The organism is Microbacterium sp. P5_E9, assembly GCF_054049175.1.
Map to the genome: position 1 here is coordinate 78,795 of NZ_JBFUMV010000012.1, position 20,387 is coordinate 99,181.

Sequence of the window (20,387 nt, forward strand, 5' to 3'; positions counted from 1 at the left end):
CCGAGAATCCTACCGTGCCTCACCGCGGTTCCCCCTGGACGTGCGGAAGCTCCGGTTCGACCTCGGTGATGTCCATCCGCTCCCGCCACGAACGCGACTGGCCCGCCCGCACGGCGCAGAGCACCAGGAGAAGCCACCCGAAGCCCGACAGTGTGAAGCTCTCGAACATCGAGTCGACCAGGAGCGCGACCAGGGTCAGCGGCGTCCAGGCGTAGATGATCGAGCGGCGCTCGCTCGCGACGAGCCACGCGCGGACGAAGGCGACGACGGCCAGGGCCAGGAAGGCCAGCAGCCCGATCCAGCCGAGCTGGAGGAGTACATCGAAGTAGGCGTTCAGGGCGGTCGCGTGCGAGCGGCCCAGCGAGTAGTTCATCGCGATGAAGGGGAACTCGCCCTGCGCCCACGGGCCGAACCAGCCCCAGCCCTGCACCGGGTGCACGCGGACATAGGTGAGCAGGGTCGCCCAGAGGTTGGCCCGCATCGAGAAGTCGCTGCCCGCACCGAGCCAGGCGATGATCTGGTGCCGCAGCGTGTACGCGACTCCGATCCCGACCACGAGCACGCCCGCGAACACCCACTGCACGGCGGTCCTGCGGTCCGGCGTGGTGTGCCGCACGAGCGCCAGCGCGCCGGTGGCAACGGCCACGGCGGCGGCGAGGACGACGACGGTCGGAGAGTCCGAGAGCACCGCGCTGAACCCCCCCAGCACGACGGAATACAGCGACAGGCCAGGGGGGACGGACTGGGTGCGGTACTCGATGAGGAAGGTGATCAGCGCGATGACCGCGGCCAACCCGAGGAGGTTCCTCGTGCCGAAGACGCCCTGGATGGGCCCCAGCTGGGCGATGTTCCCCTGGATGCCGAGGAAGCCGAGCGGCGTGTCCAGGAGGATGCCGGAGAGGATCTCGAGGCCGAGTGACAGCGTGAGCAGCACGCGGAGCACGTCGCCGAGCGACCGCACGGTCTGGAGCGTGTCGCGGACGTGGCCGATCGTCACGGCGATCAGGGCCAGCGCCGCCGCGGCGACCCAGCTCCACAGCGTCTGCGTCACATCGGTGGTCCAGAATGCGCTCACCAGCGCCCAGCCGAGGAAGGCGAGCAGTGTGGTCGGGACCAGCCGGATGAGGGAGATCTCGCGACGCCGGGCGACCAGCATCCCGATCGCGAACGCGCACAGCCCGGCGAGGATCGTCGCGTAGGTCACGCGTCCGGCGAGACGTTCGATCAGGACCGAGCCGAACACCGCACCCAAAGCCGCGAGGGTGAATGCGCGGGCGAAGGATGCCGAGGCCAGCACGCCGCCCAGCCCGCGGGGCGCGTCCGTCACGACGCCTGCTTCGCAGGCTCGCCGCGTTCGATCGCGAGGTACTGCTCAGCGGGGCCCTCCCCGATATGGGGTGCCTGCTTGATCTTGAAGCCGAGCATGACCAGGAACATCCAGCCCCAGAGCAGCAGCGGCGAGGACTCGGCGAACCCCTGCACGAGCAGGACGGCGCCGACGAGCGTGGGCAGCAGCGACAGCGCGGAGTACGGCCGGTCGTCGCGGAGATCCCAGCGGGGACGGTCCACGGCGAAGAACCAGGCACGCCAGATGAAGGCGAGATAGGTCAGGCCCATCAGGATCAGCCCGATGACACCCAGCTGGAAGAAGACGTCGACCCACATGTTGTGGGCCTGCATCACGGTCTGGCCGTGGTCGGTGATCCAGGCGTCGAAGGCTGGATCGGCGGGGTTCCACGGCGTGGCGAATCCCCAGCCGGCGATCGGTCGCTCCTGGGCCTTGGCGATCACGGCCTGCCAGATGTCCTCGCGGCCGGTGAGATCGGAGTCGCGCCCGAAGGCCGCGAAGATCCGGTCGCGCAGGAGCCACGCGGTGATCGCTCCGCCGACTCCGACGACGAGATAGCCGATGTAGTACGGCAGGCGATCTCCGGGCTTTCGGGCTCGGCGCATCAGCAGCACCGTGACCAGCACGACCACGACGGCGCAGGCCGCGACGTACGCGGTCGCGGAGCCGGCGCGGATCATCAGGTAGGCGGACAGTCCGATCCACACCCAGAGCAGGGCCCGCCTCGGGGCGCCGGCGGCGAGGCGGATGGCGAACACGATGATGGCGAGGAGGCACAGCGGGCCGAGGAGGTTGGCGTTGCCGACGATCCCCTGGATGCGCCCGCCCTCGAAGAGGTTGTTGCGCGACCAGTATTCGATCGGATCCGCGTTCTCCGGGAGCGGCGCGAACCCGGGCATCACGGCATGCTGGATGAAGATCGATACGAACAGCTCGAAGAGCAGCGACAGCCCGATGACCCACTTGAGGGCCGACGCGATGGCACGCACGAGCTCTCGCCAGGTGAGCGCCGCTCCGACGAAGAGCGCCTGCAGCGTCGTGATGACCAGCAGCAGCAGCGTGAGCGCGGTGGTCTGCGGCCAGGCCGACCACAGCAGCGAGAGCATCGCCCACGCGACGTAGGCCAGCGCGAACTCGGGCAGCCGGCGCCACTGCACGAGGGGGCGGACGACGAACCAGAGGACCGCGGAGAGGATTCCTCCCGCGATGGTCAGGAAGGTGGTCGGCAGCTGGCCGATGGCGTGCACCCAGGCGGTTCCGGACAGCGCCATGAAGAGCACGAAGATGCACCACGCCCGCAGCAGGAGGTGACGCGTCGTCTCGCGTTCCGGTGCTGTCGGCAGAGCCGACGCCGGGTGCTTCGTGTGCAGCGCCATGGTGCAATCAGGGTACCGCGCAGGCGCCGTTAGGCTGGGCCCATGCTGGTGCCCCTCGTGAACGAGCCGCGCAATTACGCCTGGGGGTCCCGCACCCTCATCGCCGACCTGGAGGGGCGGGCTCCGGCACCGCACCCGGAGGCGGAGATCTGGTTCGGCGACCACCCGGGAGACCCCGCGCTGGTGCCCGACGGGCGGCCGCTCGGGGCATGGCTCGCGACCGAGGGCGCCGCAGCGGGTGGCCCCGCGCGACTGCCGTACCTGCTCAAGCTCCTGGCCGCGGCATCCCCCCTCTCCATCCAGGCCCATCCCTCCAAAGCGCAGGCGGAGGAGGGCTTCGCCCGCGAAGAGGTGGCCGGAGTGCCTCGCGACGCGGGGGAGCGGACCTACCGCGACGACAACCACAAGCCCGAGCTGATCGTGGCGGTGAGCGAGACCTTCACCGCGCTGGCGGGCCTGCGGCCCCTCGACGCCACCCGGCGCCTGCTCGACGCATTGGGGCCGGCCGGTGCGGCGCTGGCCCGGCGCCTCGACTCGCCGGACGACGCGGGTGCGCTCCGGGACGCGATCGCGTGGCTGCTCTCCGGTGATGCGCAGGCCGAGGTCGACGGGATCGTCTCGGCGGTCGCGTCGGCGGATGCCCCGGAGTTCGGCGCGGAACTCGCCACGGCCCGCCGGATCATCGGCTCCGCGGATCCCCGCGACCCCGGCATCGTGGTGGCCCTGCTCATGAATCTCGTGACGCTGCGTCGCGGCGAGGCGATCTTCGTGCCCGCCGGAGTGCTGCACGCCTATCTGGAGGGCCTCGGCGTCGAGCTGATGGCGGCGAGCGACAACGTGCTGCGCGGCGGGCTCACGCCGAAGCACATCGATGTCGCAGAACTGCTGACGGTGCTCGATTCCACCCCCGGACCCGCGCCGATCCTTCAGCCTGCGCGGCTCGCCGGCGGGATCGAGCGCTTCGACCCTGGCGTGCCTGACTTCGCCCTTCTGCACCTGCGGGTCGTCGAGGACGGCCCGGTGGACGTGCCGATCACGGGGGTGGCCATCGCGCTCGCGACCCGCGGGTCGGTGGAGATCTCCGGGGGAGCCTCCGCGGAGCACGCGACGCTGATCCCCGGCGCGGCGGTGCTCGCGACAGCGGACGAGCGGATGCTGCGCCTCCGCGGATCGGGCGAGGTCTTCGTCGCCGTGCCCGGCGCCACCGGCTGATCTGCGGCGTCGAACGGGGCTGGGCCGCCCGTCTGGAGAATTCGTTACGTGCCCGCGACACGCCGTCGGCGCGTCGTGAACCCTCAATCCAGGGGTGAGGCTTTACGATCTGCGACTTGACCCAGGCGAACTACACGGGTGTAATTACACGTACACGCGAACCTGCGTGGGGGGCTACACAGGTGGGAGACGAGATGGCGGGCTCACAGTACCGTTCCGGCGTTCCCGACAATTGGTTCGTCGATCCGGTCAATCTCGGCGTACCAGGAGTACGGCGGCCGCTCGAGGCCGACGACGGAAATCCGCTCGGATGGCAGACAGATGCGCTCTGCGCGCAGACCGATCCGGAAGCTTTCTTCCCGGAGAAGGGCGGCTCGACGCGCGATGCGAAACGCGTCTGCACGACGTGCGACGTGCGCGGTGAGTGCCTCGAATACGCGCTGCAGAACGACGAGCGCTTCGGGATCTGGGGCGGGTTGAGCGAGCGCGAACGTCGCAAGCTCAAGCGCCGCGCCAGCTGACGACCGAGAACCGGGATCGCGGGGCGCGCCGAGGCGGCGCCCGACTCTGATGGATGCCCGGCCTAGGCTGACGACGTCATGCCCGGCCGAGTCCACGCCCTTCTCGTCGTGCGCCCCGACGGGCGCGCACCGGCGGCGTTCCATCTGCGCCGGACGCTGGCGGCCGTCGCGGCGCAGTCGCGTCCTGTCGATGCCCTGACCATCGTCATCTGCGGCGATGACCTGGGGATCGCCGAGATCGCTGCCGCGGCACCGGCGGAATCGGTGATCACCGCGCCCGCGCGCACCCGGTTCGCGGAGGCCACCGCGATCGCCGCTCGGCGGGTCGACGCCGACGCGATCTGGCTGCTCGCTCAGGACACGGCGCCGGAGCGGGAAGCGCTGAGCCGCCTCGCCGGGGCCCTCGAGCTGTCGCCCTCGGTCGCCTTCGTCGCGCCCAAGCTCGTGCGCTGGGACGACCGGTCCACGATCGTCTCCCTCGGCGTGAGCGTGACCCGCCTCGGGCGAACGGTCGGACTCGCGGACGGCGAGCTGGACCAGGGCCAGCATGACGCCGTCGAGGACGTGCTCGGCGCGGATGTGCGCGGCATCCTGATCCGCAGCGAGAACTGGCGCGAAATCGGCGAGATCGACCCCGCCCTGGCCGGTGCGGATGAGGGCCTCGACCTCGGGGTGCGGGCGCGCCTGGCCGGCGCGCGCATCGCGCTCGTGCCGCGCGCCCTCGTGGCGGTCGCCGGCGACGGCGTGGCAGAGCGGGCGACACCTCGCACCACCGGAAGTCGTGTCCAGCGTGCGATCGCGACGCGGACCGCCGAGCTGCACCGCCGACTGGCGTACGCGAATGTCGTCGCACTGCCCTTCCTCTGGCTCGCGCTGCTGCCGCTCGCCGCGTGGCAGACGCTCGTGCTGCTCGTTCGCAAGCAGCCAGGGCTCATCCCGGCGGAATGGGCCGCATCGGTCCTCGCCCTCGTGCGAGTCGGGGCGGTGGCGCGGGCCCGCGCTCGCATCCGCCGCGCGCGCCGGACCGGTTGGTCGCAGCTCGCACCCCTGCGGGTGTCCGGTTCGGAGCTGCGATCCCGATGGGACGCGGGCGAGACCGATTCAGACGCCCTCCGCGGCGAGCTGCGATTCTTCTCCGGCGGGGGTGCGTGGCTCGTCCTGGCGGCGCTCGTCGCCTCGATCGCCGCCTTCCCCGCGCTGCTCGCCGCCCCCGTGATCGGGGGCGGGGCGCTCCAGCCGCTGCGAACGGTGGTCGCCCAGCTGTGGGGCGACGCCGCCTACGGCCGGCGCGCCCTGGGCTTGGACACGATCGGCCCCGCCGACCCGTTCGCCGCTGTGATCGCGGTGATCGGCAGCGCGTGGCCGTCCGAGCCCTCTCGCGCGATCGTCCTGCTGTGGGTGCTCGCGCTCCCGGTCGCCGCACTGGGGGGCTGGTTCGTCGCGACCCGCGTCACCGATCGCTCCGTGCTGCGGATCACCGGCGGCGCCGCCTGGGCGCTGGCGCCGACGTTCCTCGCAGCCCTCGTCGAGGGCAGACCGACCGCGGTGATCGCGCATCTGCTGCTTCCCTGGCTGTTCTACGCCGGCGCGGTGGCGCACCGCTCCTGGGTGGCGGCGGGTGCGGCATCCGTCCTCCTGGTCGGCGTGATCGCCTGCGCGCCGTCGCTCGCGCCCGCCCTCGTCGCGCTCTGGGTGCTGGCGCTGCTCCTGGCGATCGTGCGCCAGGCCGGCCGTGGCACCGCGCACCTCATCTGGGTGATGGTGCCCGCGCTCGTGTTCGCGGCGCCGCTCGTGCTGCACCAGCTGCTCGCCGGCGAGCCGTGGGGGCTGCTCGCCGACCCGGGCGTGCCCTGGGCAGGTCCCCAGGTCGCCGCCGACGCCGCCGGTCGAGCGATGCTCGCTGCCGGCTTCCCGACCGCGGATCCCGGCGGGTGGGGCGCGTTCCTCGCCGGCGCCCCGACCTGGTGGGTGCCGCTGCTCGCGGCGCCTCTCGCCGTGCTGGCGCTGATCTCCCCCCTCACCCAGCGGTGGGCGGCCGGGGTGGCGTGCCTCGTCGTGGCGGCGGCCGGAATCGCCACCTCCTTCGCCGCGGTCGGGATCGCCGTGGCGTTCGCACAGTCCGCCGTGGTCCCGATCTGGCCCGGGGCGGGCGTGAGTCTCGCCTGGCTGGGCGCGATCGGCGGCGCCCTGGTGGCTCTGGACTCCGGGCTCGCACCGCGACTCGGGGCCGCGAGGGCGGTGACGGCTGTCGTGGTGCTCGGGGCGCTTGCCGTGCTCGCGGTGCCCGCCCTGACGGCGACGTCGCGCGGTGCCGCTTTCCTCACGACCGGACCTGCGAGCACGCTGCCCGCCTACGTCGCGGCCGAGGGCCGTGACGATCCGAATGTCGGCACCATGATCCTCACCCCGCAGAGCGCGGGCGGTGTCGCCGCCGAAGTCGTCTGGGGTGGGAGCGAGACGATCGGCGGGCAGGCGACGATCGTCTCCACCCGGTCCGAGGCCGACGATGGCGATGTCGCGCTCGCCCATCTCGCCGCCGACCTCGTCGCCGAGGCGGCCGGCCCCGCCGTCGAGGACCTCGCAGCCCAGGGCGTGGAATTCGTGCTGCTGGCGCCGACGGCGCCGACCGAGTCCGATGCAACCAGGGGGTTCCGGCTCGCGGCCCAGACCTCGCTAGACCAGCGCGACGGCCTCGACGCGGTCGGGGAGACCACCAAGGGCACGCTGTGGCGCGTCACGATCCCGGTCGCGCCGCGGGCCGAGGCATCCGTCCCCGCGTGGGCGGGCTGGATCGCTCCGGCGCAGCTCGCGATCATCGCGATCGCGCTCCTGCTGGCGGTGCCGACGTCATCGACCCGCCGCGCCGCGCAGCGCACCTCGCGCATCGTCGGGCCGTACTGGCGGGAGGGCCGATGAGCGATCGACTGCCCTTCCGCTGGGCGACCACGGGAACCCGGGTGCTGGCCGGCACCCTTGTGGCGGCCGGCTTCGTCGTCGCCACGGTCACGGCGGTCGCGCTGCCCTGGCCCACCGTCACCCGCGAACCGGTGTCGATCGTCGCCGTGCCGGCGCCGGAGGCGAATGTCCTCGCGTGCGATGGGGCGCTCCTGGTCCAGGGCCGGGACGCGGCCGCCGCGGGCACCCTGGCGGCGGCGGCGCCCCAGTCGACGACGTCGGGGGTACGGGCCGGCGCGGCCGCGCCGACGCAGAGCCAGCTCACGACGCCCGTGCCCGACTCGGTCGCTGCGGTGTTCACCGCGCTCCCACAGGGCGGGGAGCGGACGGATGTCGCGGCCGCAGGCTCCGCGACGGCGAGCGCGCCGGATCTCGTCGGGTTCGCCGCTGCCGCCTGCCGCCCGCCGCTGATGGAGTCCTGGCTGGTCGGCGGCTCCACGAGCACCGGCGCATCGGATCTCGTCATCCTCGCCAACCCAGGAGCCGTCGCCTCCACGGTGCAGCTCACCGTCTTCGGCACCGCCGGTCCGACGGTGCCGGCCGGCGGCGACCTCGTGATCGCGCCGAACTCGCAACGCGCCGTTCCCCTCTCCGGCCTCGCGCTGGGCGAGGCGAGCCCCGTGATCCGGGTGACGGCGACCGGCGCTCCGGTCGTCGCCGCGCTGCAGACCTCGCTGACCCGCACCCTCCTCCCCGGTGGCGTCGACCAGGTCGGCGCGATGATCGTGCCCGACCCGCTGCTGCTCATTCCCGGCGTCACCGTGACGCTTCCCCCGGGCGACGGCTCGGGCGAGTCCGGCACGGTCGTGCGCCTCCTGTCGCCCTCCGCCGACACGACGGCCACCGTGACCGCCACTGCGGTGGGCACGTCCAGCCAGGGGATCGAGCCGCTCTCCGTGGCGCTGCCGGCGGGCCTGCCGGTCGACCTGGAGCTGCCAGGGCTCGCGCCCGGCGAATACACGGTGCGGGTGGCGGCCGAGGCCCCCCTCGTCGGCGCGGTCTGGGAGACGACCGGCTTCGGCGAGGGCTCCGACTTCGCCTGGTACATGCCTGCGCCGGCTATCGCCGTGCCGAGTCTCGTCGCGATCCCGGCGGGCCCCGCGGCCGCGATCATCGTCGCGAACCCATCGGACTCCGACGCGCAGGTCACTCTCGAGGCCGTGGACGGCTCCAGTTCGTCGCAGATCACGGTCGCCGCCGGCCGCGAGGCTCGGCTGAGCGTGCGCCCAGGCACGGTCTACTCGCTCGACGCCGGCGCTGCGCCCATCCGTGCGAGCGTGACCATGTCGGGTGACGGCGCGCTCGCCGGCTACCCGGTGTGGTCGGCGGACCAGGCGGCGAAGCCGATCACCGTGTATCCCTGACCGGGCGGCGGGCTAGAAGTATCTGAACCGCTCGGGCCCGAGATCCCACGGGTCGCGGTCGAGGTACTCCGCGGCGGCACGGAAGACGCTGCCCTCGATCATGATGCGGCGGTGCAGGTCGTCGTCGTGGTGCAGGTGGCTGAGGCGCTCGATCGGCAGCCGGTAGAGGATGATCCGCTTCTCGTCGGTGAGCACCTGCCAGCGGGGGATGCCGTCCGCATCCGTGGCAGGCGGCATGTCGCCGATCTCGAAGCTGACATCGCGCAGCTCCGGCCATGCCGACCGCAGGAACTCCGCGGCTGTGCCCACCGCGAGGTCGAATCGCTCGGCGCGGGTGTCCAGCGGAGGGAGCGGAGGCCTGACCACCGGACTGCGGTCCTCGCGGCCGTGCCGGCCGTGCCGCCCCGGACGGCGCGCGGGCCGCGCAGCTTCCCTCGTCTTCCGCCACGGCATGCCCCCATCCTAAGTCGCACGAGTGTGGCGGACGCGTTGCTCCGTCGCCCGGTGCGCCGGCGCGGGCGCCACCCGAACCGGCCGGCGGCGCGGCATCCATCCGGCGAAGGATCGCGCGGGTAGCGTGAGGGAAATGCGCGAGAGACTCTGTTCGAAGGTGGGCTGCGCCCGCGAAGCGGTGTCGACCCTGACGTACGACTACGCCGACCAGATGGCCGCGGTCGGGCCTCTCGGCCGCGCGCTCGACCCGCACGCCCATGACCTGTGCGCGGTGCACACCGACCGGCTCTCCGTGCCCAAGGGCTGGGTCGTCGTGCGGCACGAGACCCTCCGCGTCTGACCCCGCCGGTCGTCCGCCGCTCACATGGGAGAATGGCCGGATGCCGAGCCACACCTCCGTCGCCGCCCCTCAGGCAACCGTTCGACCGTTCGAGTTCGAGGTCGCTGATCTCGCGCTCGCCGAAGCGGGCCGTCACCAGCTGCGTCTCGCCGAGAACGAGATGCCCGGCCTGATGGCGCTGCGCCGTGAGTTCGGTGCGCAGCAGCCGCTCAAAGGCGCGCGGATCGCGGGCTCGCTGCACATGACAGTGCAGACGGCCGTGCTGATCGAGACGCTCACCGCCCTCGGCGCGCAGGTGCGCTGGGCGAGCTGCAACATCTTCTCGACGCAGGATGAGGCGGCCGCGGCCGTGGTCGTCGGCCCCACCGGCACGGTGGACAGCCCGGCCGGCGTACCGGTGTTCGCGTGGAAGGGCGAGACGCTCGAGGAGTACTGGCGCCTCGCCGATCGCATCTTCGACTGGTCGGCGGAGGGTTTCGACGGTCCGAACCTCATCCTCGACGATGGCGGCGACGCGACGCTGCTCGTGCACCGCGGCGCCGAGTTCGAGAAGGCGGGCGCGGTTCCGAATGCCGAGTCCAACGCTTCCGACGAGTACCGGATCGTCCTGGCCACCCTGCGGGCGAGCCTCCAGCGCGACCCGGAACGGTTCACCCGCATCGCGGCCGGCCTCATCGGCGTGACCGAGGAGACGACCACCGGCGTGCACCGCCTCTACGAGCTCGCCGCCGCCGGAAAGCTGCTCTTCCCGGCGATCAACGTCAACGATTCCGTGACGAAGTCGAAGTTCGACAACACCTACGGCATCCGCCACTCCCTGCCCGACGGTCTGAACCGCGCGACCGACGTGCTGATCGGGGGCAAGGTCGCCTTCGTCGTGGGCTACGGCGATGTGGGCAAGGGCGCCGCGGAGGCGCTCCGCGGCCAGGGCGCCCGGGTGATCGTCAGTGAGATCGACCCGATCTGCGCGCTCCAGGCCGCGATGGATGGCTTCCAGGTCGCGCGTCTGATCGATGTCATCGGCGAGGTCGACATCGTCATCACCTGCACCGGCAACACCCGGGTCGTCACGGCGGAGCACCTGCTCGGCCTCAAGCACCTCGCGATCGTCGGCAACGTCGGCCACTTCGACGACGAGATCGACATGGCCGGACTCGCCGCCATCCCCGGTGCCGAACGCATCGAGATCAAGCCTCAGGTGCACGAGTGGCGCCTGCCGAACGGACGCAGCGTGCTCGTGATGAGCGAGGGACGCCTGATGAATCTCGGCAATGCGACGGGGCATCCGTCGTTCGTCATGAGCGCATCGTTCGCGAACCAGGTGCTCGCCCAGCTCGAGCTCTACGCGCGCCCCGAGGCCTACCCGATCGGCGTGTACACGCTGCCGAAGGCCCTCGATGAGAAGGTGGCGCGCCTGCATCTCGGCGCTCTCGGCGTGCAGCTCACCGAGCTCACCGCCGAGCAGTCGGACTACCTCGGCATTCCGGTCGACGGCCCCTACAAGCTGGATCACTACCGCTATTGACGCTCAGCCGCGCGGGAACCCGCGCGGCACGCCGTCCGCATGGGCGGTGAGCGCGGCGACCCGCTGGGTCTCCAACATGAGCGCGCGCAGCTCGCGATCGCGGCGGATGGCGACCACCCCGTAGAGGAACGCCGCAGGCTCCACCGCCGGCACCGGCGAGACGTAGCGCGCGGCCTCGGTGGAGAGGGATGCCGCGAGCCGCTCGCGTGCGGCCGGCTCGAGCTGCGGCGCGCTCCGGGTGAACTGCGCGATCCGCCGCGCGAGGCGGTCTGGAAGCCGGGCGACGTCGGCGACCGCGCCCCATTCGGCGAGCATCGGGGGCATGGGCGCGTGCTGGTCGGGGAGCGCGGGGGTGCGGGTGCGCTCGGCATACGTGCCGGCGAGCAGGTCGCCGAGGCGCTGCGCGCGAGGGGTGAAGGCACCGACCACGGCGGCGATCGCGCCGAGCGTGAACCAGATCTCGATCACGCCGACCAGGGCGCGGATGAACGCATGCCGGAATCCCGCCGCACCGCCGTCGATCCGGACGATGCGGCTGCCGACGGCCAAGCGGCCGAGGCTGCGTCCGCGGGTCACGGTCTCGACCGTGGTGGGCAGCGCGACGGTGATCAGCACCAGCACGACGATCGTCAGGATCGGCACGACCGTGCTTTCGAGCACGTTCGCACCGACGAGCCACGACGAGGCGAGCAGGAACAGGATGAACAGCACGATCGCGATGAGGACATCGATGAGGCAGCCGAGCGCGCGGAGGAAGAAGCCCACGGGTTGGACGTCGAGGGCGACCGCCTCACCGGTGAGGATCTCCTCGCTGCGCACCTCGAGCACCGTGGTGGGGATCTCGCCGCGTGCATCGGACGCGGCGGGGGCGGGGGCGTCCGGCATGCGTACAGTATGCACATGGATCTCGACGCCCTCACGGCCGCGCGTCGCGAGGAGTGGGCGGAGCTTGACCGGCTGAGCCGCACGCGCCGCCTTCACGGCGCGGACATCGACGAACTCGTCACCCGCTACCGGGCGGCCTCCGCGGATCTCGCCGACATCAAGACCTCGGCGGGACGGACGCCGCAGGGCGACCACGTCTCGACCATGCTCGCCCGGGCGCGGCTGCGCCTGACCGGTGGACCCGAGAACGTGCTGCGGCAGATCCCGCGGTTCTTCTGGCTGCAGCTGCCTGCCGCCCTCTACCGCCTGAGGTGGACGACGCTCGTGATCGCCGTCTCCTTCGTCGTGGTCGTCACGATCGTCGCGCTCTGGGTGTCGGGCGATCCGGCGCTCGTCGCCTCGCTGGGCAGCCGAGCCGACCTGGAGTACTACGCCGACCACTCGTTCACCGAGTACTACAGCGAGAACCCCGCCGCGGTGTTCGCCGGGACGGTGTGGACGAACAACGCGTGGATCGCCGCCCAGTGCGTGCTGTTCGGCATCACCGGCATCTGGCCCGTCATGGTCCTCGTGCAGAATGCCGTCGGGGTCGGGATGGCCGCGGCGATCATGTTCGCGTTCGGCCGGGGCGACGTCTTCCTGCTGTTCATCCTCCCGCACGGGATGCTCGAGCTCACCTGCATCTTCATCGCCGGCGCGGCAGGGCTGCACATCTTCTGGGCGTGGGTCGCTCCAGGGCCGCGGCCGCGCGGTGAGGCGCTCGCCGCAGCCGGACGCTCCCTCGCCATCGTCGCGATCGGCCTGGTCATCGGCCTCGCGATCTCAGGCGCCATCGAGGGGTTCGTCACCGCACAGCCGTGGCCGTGGCCGATCAAGATCGGCATCGGGGCGGCGGCGCTGGCGCTCGTGATCGTCTACGTGCTGGTCGTCGGCGGGCGTGCGCACCGCCGCGGCGAGACCGGCGATCTGACCGAGTTCGAGGCCGGCACGCCGACCCTCGTCGCCGGCTGAGCGCGGCATCCGTCACGACGCACGAAGAAGGGCCCGACCACGAGGTCGGGCCCTTCTTCGTCGAGCTGGTCAGGCTTTCTTCGTGCCGTCGAACAGGGCGCGGTAGGCGAAGCCCGCGATCAGGGCGCCGATGATCGGGAACACGATGAACACCCACACCTGAGACAGTGCCAGGCCGCCGCCGTAGACCGCGGTCGCGATCGAGCGGGCCGGGTTGACCGAGGTGTTGTCGATCGGAATCGTGGCGAGGTGGATCAGTGTCAGCGTCAGGCCGATCACGAGGCCGGCGAACGCGGGGTTGCCGCGCGTCGAGTGCGTGACGGCGAGGATGACGATCACGAAGAGTGCCGTGAAGAGCACCTCGACGATGATCGCGCCGCCGATGCCGAAGCCACCGGGTGAGAGCTTGTCCCAGCCGTTGCTGGCGAATCCGCCATCCGCGGCGGCGGTGAGCCAGCCGTCCGGGCCGTTCAGACCGATCAGGTAGATGAGCGTCGTGGCGACGAGGCCGCCGATCACCTGGGCGATGATGTAGGCGGGGGTGCCCTTCCACGGGAACCGTCCGGCCGCGGCGAGGCCCAGCGTCACCGCCGGATTGAAGTGGCCGCCCGAGATGGGACCGAAGGCGTAGGCGCCCGCGACGACGGTGAGGCCGACGGCGAGCGAGACGCCGAGGAATCCGACTCCCTTGTTGGCGGAGTCGGTGCCCTCGCCGAATCCGGCGGCGAACAGCGCGGTGCTGATGACGCCGAGCACGAGCAGGAACGTGCCGAACGCCTCGGCGGTGAGGACGGCGGCAGTGGAGGGGGCCGTGGGGGTGTGTTCGAGAGGCGTCGGTGTGACGGGCTTCTCGGGGCGCGGGTCGCTCATGGCGGGAGTCTCCTTCGCAGAGGGATGACGGCCGACTGGCCGCTCACCGTGAGCCTAGAGCGTGTTCAGCGAACTCTCAGGCAACCGGTGCGCGCGTTCGCGGATTCGCGCAACACGGCGTCATCGTGCGGGCTCAGAGGCGCCCGGCCGCCTTGAGCGCCAGGTAGCGGTCCGCGATCCGGGGTGGCAGCGCCTCGGGGGAGGCTGCGATGGCCTCGGCGCCCGCCCGGCCGATCGCGACGGCGACGGCGGCGGCATCCCGCTCCGTGCGGGCCGCCGCCGCCGCGCGGTACACGTCCGCGGCGTCCGGCCGCTCGGCGTCGGGGCTGGGATCGTCCGTCACGGTGCCCACCAGCACCCGCGTTCGCCGGCTGAGCGCGGGCAGCGAGCCGAGGAAGCCCCGTGCCGCCGCAGGGGCGTCCTGGGCGGTCAGCAGCACGACGAGCGAGGGTCGCGAGGTGAACGCGCGCACCTGGGCGAAGGCGGCGTCCCAGTCCGTGTCGATGAGCTGCGCCTCGACCGGAGCCATCGCGTCCACGAGTGCCGGGAGGAGACCTGCACCCTCGACCCGCGTCACGCGGGCGCGGACCACGCGGTCGAACATCAGCAGGTGGGTGTGATCGCCGGCCCGCGCGCTCAGCGCGGCGAGCAGCAGGGCGGCCTCCATCGCGGCGTCCAGGCGCACGCCGTCGCCGACCCGCGCCGCGGCGGTGCGACCGGTGTCGATGACGATGACGATGTGCCGGTCGCGCTCGGGCCGCCAGGTGCGCAGCATCGTGCTGCCGGCGCGCGCCGTGGCACGCCAGTCGATCGAGCGCACGTCGTCGCCGCGCACATACTCGCGCAGGCTGTCGAACTCGGTGCCCTGCCCGCGCACCTGCACGCTGGTGTTGCCGTCCAGCTCGCGAAGCCGCGCCAGGCGCGACGGCAGGTGCCGGCGCGCTGTGAAGGGCGGGAGCACGCGGACGACGCCGCGCGCCGCGATGCGCGCCTGGCGGCCCGCGAGTCGAAGCGGACCGTCCGAGCGGATCACGACGAACTCGCTGCGCAGCTCACCTCGGCGGCGGGGGAGCAGCGGCACAGTGATCCGGCGGCGTTCTCCGGCCGGGAGGTCCAGCGGGATCCGCTCTGCCGGCGCGCCGGCCGTCGGCTGCCAGGCATCGCGCAGGCGCCCTCGGATCCGCCGCCCGCTCGTGTTGACGAGAGCGAGCTCGGTCTCCACCGGCTGGCCGAGCAGGGAGCGGCGCGGCATCCGTCGTTCGATCCGGATGCCGGCGGCCGGGGCAGCGAGCAGGGCATCCAGGAGCGCCAGCACCGTGCACAGGAGCACCCAGCCCGCCCCGACGGCCCACGCGTTCACCCCGGCCGCGGTGAGCAGCACGAGGGGAACGACGCCGAGGGCGACGAGCAGGGGGAGCCGGCCGGTGACGTACACGGAGATCAGATCGGGACGCGGGTCTGCTGCAGGACCGACGTCAGCACGGCGTCGACCGACACGCCCTCGAGCTCGGCGTCGGGCCGCAGCCGGATGCGGTGGCGCCAGGTCGGCACCATCATGGTCTGCACGTGGTCGGGGGTGATCGCGGGGTAGCCGCCGAGCCACGCCCACGACTTCGCCGCCGCCAGCAGCGCCGTCGCCGCGCGCGGGCTCACCCCGAGCTGCACCGAGGGACTGCGGCGGGTGGCCTGGGCGAGATCGACGACGTAGCCGAGCACGTCGTCGGAGACGGTGACGGATGCCGCGGCCCGCTGCGCGCCGCGGATCTCCTCCGCCGTCACGACCTGGGTGAGCCCTGCGGCCGCGAGGTCGCGGGGGTCGAATCCGTTCGCGTGCCGCCGCAGGACGGCGAACTCGGCGTCGCGCGCGGGCACCTCGACGATGAGCTTCAGCAGGAACCGGTCGAGCTGCGCCTCGGGCAGCGAGTAGGTTCCCTCGTGCTCGATGGGGTTCTGCGTCGCGGCCACGAGGAACGGGTCGGGGAGCGGCCGGGTCACGCCGTCGGTCGAGACCTGGCGCTCCTCCATGGCCTCCAGCAGCGCCGCCTGGGTCTTCGGGGGTGTGCGGTTGATCTCATCCGCCAGCACGACGTGCGTGAAGATCGGGCCCTCGCGGAACTCGAACTCGCCGGTGCGGGCGTCGTAGACGAGCGAGCCGGACACGTCGCCGGGCATGAGGTCGGGCGTGAACTGGATCCGCTTGGTGTCGAGCCCGAGCGCACGGCTGAAGGCGCGCACGAGGAGGGTCTTGGCGACGCCGGGGACGCCCTCGAGCAGCACGTGCCCGCGCGACAGCAGGGCGATCAGCAGGCCGGTCACGGTCCCGTCCTGGCCGACGACGGCCTTGCCCACCTCGATGCGGACGCGGTTCATCGCCTCGCGCAGCTGCTCGGGCGAAGACGCGCCGGGCAGAGGGGGCGGGCTCGCGGCCGGCGGGGCGGAGTGCGGCGTCGGGTCGGTCATGGCAGGTTCCTTTCCGGGCGGACGGCGGTGCGCACCGCGTCCTCGAGGTGGCGGAGGCGTTCGTAGAGCGCGACGAGGTCGGCGTCGCCGCGGGGGATCTCGTCGAGGAGGATGCCGCGCACCACGCGCGGATCCCACCCGAGCCGCGCCGCGGCGGCGTCGGAGATCTCCGTCGCGGCTGCCCCGGGTCCGAGGGCGAGCAGGCGGCCGATGCGGGTGAGTGCGGCGATGCGGAGCTGATCGGCGGCGTGGACGGCGTCGCGGGAGCGTGCGTAGAGGCGCGCGCGGCCTTCGGTCGTCTCGGCGGCGCGCACCGTGACCGGCAGCCGCTCGGGCACGAGCGGACCGAACCGTCGCCCACGCCACACCCCGGCTGCCGCGGCCGCGCACAGCAGGATCAGGATGGCGGGGCTCACCCAGGGTGGAGTGAGCTCACCGAGGGTCGGATCGCCGCCTTCGAGGTCGGTGTCGTCGACGCCGGGGGAGTACCAGACGACGAGCGGATGCCGCCCCATGAGGTTCAGCGCCAGGGCGGCGTTGCCGTTCTCGGCGAGGTGGGCGTTCACGAACAGTGCTCGCGCGTCTACGGCCACGACGCGCTGTGGGCCGTCGTCACGCCCGATGACCCCCGCGCCGGCATCGGTCGGATAGCAGACCAGCCCGGAGTCCCCTGGGTCGAAGATCGATCCGGGAGCGACCGGCCCGGACCGCGTGGCCTCCGGCAGATCGCACTGCGGATCGACCAGCTCTCCGGCGGAGACCCCCGCGGGTGCGGCGCCGGGAAGCAGCAGTCGCAGGGTGCGGGCTCGGGGATCCACGAGGATGACGTCGGTCGCGGCATCGGCGATGGACGACACGGCGTCGTCCGAGAGAGCAGGCGGGTCGGTGAGGACGAGGGTGTCGGCGGCGCCGGTCAGCGCCTCGGTGGCGGCCGCGCGATCGCGCGCCACCACGACGTCGATGCCCTGGTCGCGCAGGATCTGCACGAGCGCCCGAGTTCCATCCGGACCCGCCGAATCCGGGTCGAGCACGTCGCGCTCCGCCCAGCGTGAGAGGCCGGAAAGACCCGCACCGATCGCCCCGATCATTAGCAGAGTCACGCCGATCGCGATCCAGGTGCCGATGCTGCGACGGCGCGTGCGCGGCGCGGTGGCGGGATCGGCGGCGGTGTCGATGGCGGCGGTCATCGAGGCACAGCCCCCGACTCCGCGAGCAGCGGTCGTGCGGCCATGATCGCCTCGTCGACCGCCACGACCCGGGCGTACAGGTCCGGCGTTCCCGGTCTGCGCAGGTAGCGCACGTCGTCGAACGCCGCCGCGGCCTCCTCGAGGGCGGCCGCGCAGCCGGGGAACACGCGCCCCGCGGTGCGCGCGAACGTGTGAACGGTGGCGCCAGGCGGCACCTCGAGGAGGTCCCGCTCCACGATGGCGCGCGCGAGCCCGCGGAAGCGGAGCACGATGGCGCCGTCCCAATCGCCGCGGTCGGCGAGGGATGCCGCGTCCCGCCGCAGGCGGGCCGCGCTGCGCTCCTCGGCGACCCCGAAGAGCTCAGCTCCCGCCGCCCTGGTGCGGCGGGAGGCGCGGGGGAGACCCCAGATCAGGAACGCTGCGACGATCAGGACGATGACCACGAGCGCGGCCACGACGGCGAGCGTCGGCCCCCAGCCGTTCGGGATCTCCGAGGAGAACAGCTGGTCGAAGAATCCTCCGATCGCCCGGGCGACCCGATCGAGCGGGGTGGGCTCGGCGGCCGTGTAAACCGGGTCGGCCAGCTCCTCCTGCGCCCAGCGACGCGCCTCCTCGCCGTCCGGCGTCAGCGGTGGCACCGCGTCGGCAAGCCGGAAGGCCGATGCGACGCTCACGCCCACGGCGACTCACGGTCGGCGGCCGCATCGGGCGCGGTCCAGCGGGTCGCGCTGGGCGGGGATTCGCCTGCGGGCGGCGCCGCGACATCGCCCTCGGCCGATGGAACCGGCGGCGTCGGGGCGGCCGCCGCCGGAGCGGCCGCGTACGGCTGCGGATACTGCGGGTACTGCTGCGGCTGCGCGGAGGGCGGGTACGACTGCGAGTACTGCGAGTACGGCTGCGGCTGCACGTAGGGCGAGTACGGCGGATACGCGGCGTAACCCGCCATCGGCGGCGGGGGCGCGAGGCGGGGCACCAGTACGCGGCCGATGTGCTCGCGGTAGGGATCCGGGAGGCCGGTGACCCCGGCATCCCGTCGCTCCACGTACGAGAGCATGTCGAGGTCGAGCCCTTCGTGGCGCATGCGGCAGTCGAGGTAGATGAGCGCCGTCGAGGTGGACTGGACGACGGAGCCTACCGACTGGATCAGCAGGGTGACGGCCTGCACCAGCAGGAGCGACACGATCAGGCCGATGACGTCGGTCGGTCCGGGGTCGCCGGTGGGCGCGATGATCGACGTCAGTCCCGTGGTGATCAGCTGGAACGGCAGACCGACGACCTGGGCGATCGCGCCGAAGATCAGCGAGACGATGACGACGATGCCGAGGGCCGGCCAGAACCGTCCGCGGGTGAGTCGCCACGATCGTCCGATCGCGCCGCCGATCGTCGCGTGCTCGAGGATGATCGCCGAGGGCGCGAGCAGCAGCTTCACGGTCAGCCAGAGGGTGAGGGGCACCGCGCCGAGCCCGAGCAGCAGGAAGAGCGCGATCGCGGCGGGCGGCGCGACCGTACCGGTCGCGAAGACGACGACGCCGCCCACGGCGACCAGGGCCAGCGTCGCGAGCACGAGCAGGAACGAGTAGCCGAGCAGGCGCCAGGCGACGGGCTTCACGCGGCGCCAAAGCGCGCCGAGGGTCAGCTTCTCGGCGAGGGCGGCGTGCGCGACCTCGGCCACGACCACGCCCTGGACGATGACGCCCAGTGCCCCTGCGGCGAGGCCCAGCACGATGCCCGCGATCGCGGTCAGCGCGATCGAGCCCGCCATCACGGCGTCGTAGTCCTCGCTGCCCGGGGTGAGGGTGTCCAAGCGCGAGAACGACGCCCATCCCACGGCGCCGACCGCGACGAGAACGACCAGGTAGGCGACCGCCTGCACGCACAGCGCGAATCCGAGGAGGACCTTCGGGTTCTGCCGGAGGGCGGCGAACGAGCGCCCGAGGATGGTGCCGAACGACAGCGGGTGCAGCGGGATGATGCCCGGGCGGGATGCGGGCGTCCATGCCGGATAGGTCGTCACTGTGCCTCCTCGCGCGGCCTCGCCGTCCTCTCGGCGCACCGGGCGATCCCTATCGTGTCACACCCCTCCGCGCGTGCTCGGCGCGGTCTCAGACACTGTCCATTACTCTGTGGAGAGCGTCACGGACCGGCGTGTGCGCTGCACGCGCCCCGAGGCCGCGAGAGAAGGACGAAACCCGCGCGATGACTTCACGCATCCTGGTGGTCGACGATGACACCGCTCTGGCCGAGATGATCGGCATCGTGCTGCGCACGGAGGGGTTCGAGACCGCTTTCTGCGCAGACGGAAGCAAGGCCGTCGACGCCTGGCGCGCCGAGCGCCCCGACCTGATCCTGCTCGACCTGATGCTCCCGGGCATGGACGGCATCGAGATCTGCACGCGCGTGCGCGCCGAGTCCGGCGTGCCCATCATCATGCTGACCGCCCGCACCGACACGGCCGATGTCGTGAAGGGCCTGGAGTCGGGCGCCGATGACTACATCGTCAAGCCGTTCAACCCGAAGGAGCTCGTCGCCCGCATCCGCACGAGGCTCCGCCCGGCCGCCCAGCCCGGTGGCGAGGCGCTGCGGATCGGTGACCTCACCGTGGATGTCGCGGCGCACGAGGTGCGCCGGGCCGACGAGGCGATCGCGCTCACGCCGCTGGAGTTCGAGCTCCTCGTGGCACTCGCCTCCAAGCCGCAGCAGGTCTTCTCGCGCGAGATGCTGCTCGAGCAGGTGTGGGGCTACCACTACAAGGCAGACACGCGCCTCGTGAACGTCCACGTGCAGCGGCTGCGTGCGAAGGTCGAGCTCGACCCCGACAACCCGAAGATCGTCACGACGGTGCGCGGCGTCGGCTACCGCGCCGGCGCGGTGGTCTGAGCC

18 protein-coding genes are annotated in these 20,387 nt (G+C 72.4%); 8 read left to right on the forward strand and 10 right to left on the reverse strand.

Translation table 11 applies throughout. The annotated features are described in order from the left end of the window. Nucleotides 1-19: 19 nt before the first annotated feature. Together ACXJ3V_RS14495 and ACXJ3V_RS14500 are read right to left on the reverse strand one after the other, a co-directional pair. Nucleotides 20-1,327: an O-antigen ligase family protein gene (locus tag ACXJ3V_RS14495; RefSeq protein ID WP_457101030.1), complete on the reverse strand. Its 1,308-nt coding sequence runs from the start codon at nt 1,325-1,327 to the stop codon at nt 20-22. Beyond that, a complete protein-coding gene (locus ACXJ3V_RS14500; protein ID WP_457101031.1) occupies nt 1,324-2,724 on the reverse strand; it encodes an O-antigen ligase family protein in 1,401 nt (466 codons plus the stop codon). The genes ACXJ3V_RS14495 and ACXJ3V_RS14500 overlap by 4 nt, the downstream gene beginning before the upstream one ends. Before the next feature lie 42 nt (nt 2,725-2,766). On the opposite strand from ACXJ3V_RS14500, the gene manA reads away from it, so the two are divergent. From manA to ACXJ3V_RS14520, 4 genes are all read left to right on the forward strand, one after another. Beyond that, a complete protein-coding gene (manA, locus tag ACXJ3V_RS14505) occupies nt 2,767-3,936 on the forward strand; it encodes a mannose-6-phosphate isomerase, class I (protein ID WP_457101032.1) in 1,170 nt (389 codons plus the stop codon). 194 nt (nt 3,937-4,130) lie between these two features. Continuing rightward, nucleotides 4,131-4,457, forward strand: a complete 327-nt coding sequence (locus ACXJ3V_RS14510) for a WhiB family transcriptional regulator (protein ID WP_457101056.1) — start codon at nt 4,131-4,133, stop codon at nt 4,455-4,457. 78 nt (nt 4,458-4,535) lie between these two features. Continuing rightward, on the forward strand, nt 4,536-7,373 hold the full coding sequence (locus ACXJ3V_RS14515; RefSeq protein ID WP_457101033.1) for a glycosyltransferase: 2,838 nt from the start codon (nt 4,536-4,538) through the stop codon (nt 7,371-7,373). Further along, entirely contained in the window at nt 7,370-8,776 is a 1,407-nt protein-coding gene (locus tag ACXJ3V_RS14520) for a DUF5719 family protein (RefSeq protein ID WP_457101034.1), read from the forward strand. The genes ACXJ3V_RS14515 and ACXJ3V_RS14520 overlap by 4 nt, the downstream gene beginning before the upstream one ends. 12 nt (nt 8,777-8,788) lie before the next feature. Here ACXJ3V_RS14520 and ACXJ3V_RS14525 read toward each other — a convergent pair whose 3' ends face one another. After that, the gene (locus tag ACXJ3V_RS14525; protein WP_457101035.1) at nt 8,789-9,229 is read right to left on the reverse strand and encodes a metallopeptidase family protein; all 441 of its coding nucleotides are present in this window, start codon (nt 9,227-9,229) and stop codon (nt 8,789-8,791) included. Between the two features lie 133 nt (nt 9,230-9,362). On the opposite strand from ACXJ3V_RS14525, the gene ACXJ3V_RS14530 reads away from it, so the two are divergent. Both ACXJ3V_RS14530 and ahcY read left to right on the forward strand, forming a co-directional pair. Further along, complete coding sequence (locus ACXJ3V_RS14530) at nt 9,363-9,569, forward strand: DUF3499 family protein (RefSeq protein ID WP_457101036.1); 207 nt, start codon at nt 9,363-9,365, stop codon at nt 9,567-9,569. A gap of 40 nt (nt 9,570-9,609) precedes the next feature. Then, nucleotides 9,610-11,094: an adenosylhomocysteinase gene (gene ahcY / locus ACXJ3V_RS14535; RefSeq protein ID WP_457101037.1), complete on the forward strand. Its 1,485-nt coding sequence runs from the start codon at nt 9,610-9,612 to the stop codon at nt 11,092-11,094. Nucleotides 11,095-11,097: 3 nt separating this feature from the next. Here ahcY and ACXJ3V_RS14540 read toward each other — a convergent pair whose 3' ends face one another. Continuing rightward, on the reverse strand, nt 11,098-11,979 hold the full coding sequence (locus ACXJ3V_RS14540) for an RDD family protein (RefSeq protein ID WP_457101038.1): 882 nt from the start codon (nt 11,977-11,979) through the stop codon (nt 11,098-11,100). A 15-nt stretch (nt 11,980-11,994) separates the two neighbouring features. Here ACXJ3V_RS14540 and ACXJ3V_RS14545 point away from each other — a divergent pair, with 15 nt between their 5' ends. Next, nucleotides 11,995-12,990: a stage II sporulation protein M gene (locus ACXJ3V_RS14545; RefSeq protein ID WP_457101039.1), complete on the forward strand. Its 996-nt coding sequence runs from the start codon at nt 11,995-11,997 to the stop codon at nt 12,988-12,990. Nucleotides 12,991-13,059: 69 nt separating this feature from the next. Here the strand turns inward: ACXJ3V_RS14545 and ACXJ3V_RS14550 are convergent, their stop codons facing one another. The 6 genes from ACXJ3V_RS14550 to ACXJ3V_RS14575 all read right to left on the reverse strand — a co-directional run bounded on the left by ACXJ3V_RS14550 (nt 13,060) and on the right by ACXJ3V_RS14575 (nt 19,521). Continuing rightward, nucleotides 13,060-13,860 (reverse strand): aquaporin, encoded by an 801-nt coding sequence (locus tag ACXJ3V_RS14550; RefSeq protein WP_457101040.1) that lies wholly within the window; start codon nt 13,858-13,860, stop codon nt 13,060-13,062. Between the two features lie 133 nt (nt 13,861-13,993). Next, nucleotides 13,994-15,295, reverse strand: coding sequence for a DUF58 domain-containing protein (locus tag ACXJ3V_RS14555; protein WP_457101041.1), 1,302 nt, complete (start codon nt 15,293-15,295; stop codon nt 13,994-13,996). 5 nt (nt 15,296-15,300) lie between these two features. Beyond that, complete coding sequence (locus ACXJ3V_RS14560) at nt 15,301-16,320, reverse strand: AAA family ATPase (RefSeq protein ID WP_457101042.1); 1,020 nt, start codon at nt 16,318-16,320, stop codon at nt 15,301-15,303. Then, nucleotides 16,317-17,507: a DUF4350 domain-containing protein gene (locus tag ACXJ3V_RS14565; RefSeq protein WP_457101043.1), complete on the reverse strand. Its 1,191-nt coding sequence runs from the start codon at nt 17,505-17,507 to the stop codon at nt 16,317-16,319. Before ACXJ3V_RS14565 ends, ACXJ3V_RS14560 begins: the two co-directional genes overlap by 4 nt. Further along, nucleotides 17,504-18,181: a DUF4129 domain-containing protein gene (locus ACXJ3V_RS14570; RefSeq protein WP_457101044.1), complete on the reverse strand. Its 678-nt coding sequence runs from the start codon at nt 18,179-18,181 to the stop codon at nt 17,504-17,506. Before ACXJ3V_RS14570 ends, ACXJ3V_RS14565 begins: the two co-directional genes overlap by 4 nt. Next, nucleotides 18,178-19,521 carry a glycerophosphoryl diester phosphodiesterase membrane domain-containing protein gene (locus ACXJ3V_RS14575; RefSeq protein WP_457101045.1) on the reverse strand — a complete coding sequence of 448 codons (1,344 nt, stop codon included), beginning with the start codon at nt 19,519-19,521 and terminating at the stop codon, nt 18,178-18,180. Before ACXJ3V_RS14575 ends, ACXJ3V_RS14570 begins: the two co-directional genes overlap by 4 nt. A gap of 182 nt (nt 19,522-19,703) precedes the next feature. Between ACXJ3V_RS14575 and mtrA the strand changes: the two genes are divergently transcribed. Beyond that, a complete protein-coding gene (mtrA, locus tag ACXJ3V_RS14580) occupies nt 19,704-20,384 on the forward strand; it encodes an MtrAB system response regulator MtrA (RefSeq protein ID WP_457101046.1) in 681 nt (226 codons plus the stop codon). Nucleotides 20,385-20,387: the final 3 nt, after the last annotated feature.